Genomic DNA, 536 nt, shown 5'->3' on the forward strand with positions numbered 1-536 from the left:
GTAATAGGCGGCCATCAGCACCGGCGCGCAGCCGACGCCGATCAGCGCCATGGCGAGGCTGATCGCGCCCGGGCCCTGCGCCGTGGCGAAGACCAGTGCGCCGCCGCCGCCGCCGACGGCGAGCAGCACGGCGGAGGTGAGGCGGGGACCGATGTGGTCGAGCGCCCAGCCGACGGGCAGCTGCATCAGCGCGAAGGCGAGGAACCAGAGGCCGGAGGCGGCGGCGAGATCTTCGGCAGTGGCGCCGAGCTCGGATTTCAGGACCGGGGTCAGAACGGCGAGGAAGGCGCGGTAGAACTGGCTCAGGACATAGGCCAAGACCAGACAGACGATTCCTGCACGCATTCTCCTCCCCCCTCCCAAGGGCGCCCGGACCGGGCCGGACAGGTGTAGCGGCTGGATCGGCGGGGGCAAGGGCGGATCGCCCTGCCCCGCCGGCGGCTCAGGCGGCTTGCAGGGTCATCCGGGTTTCGCGGCTCGGCAGGTGGACGATGGCCGAGAAGGCCCCGATGCCGACGCCGATCCACCAGACGAGG

The 536-nt window shown here is 71.8% G+C and carries 1 protein-coding gene; it reads right to left on the reverse strand.

Translation table 11 applies throughout. The features are described from left to right. On the reverse strand, positions 1-345 hold a 345-nt coding region (locus tag C5F48_RS24495), incomplete at its 3' end, for an MFS transporter (RefSeq protein WP_146170792.1). Positions 346-536: the final 191 nt, after the last annotated feature.

The organism is Cereibacter changlensis JA139, assembly GCF_003034985.1.
GTDB lineage: Bacteria > Pseudomonadota > Alphaproteobacteria > Rhodobacterales > Rhodobacteraceae > Cereibacter > Cereibacter changlensis.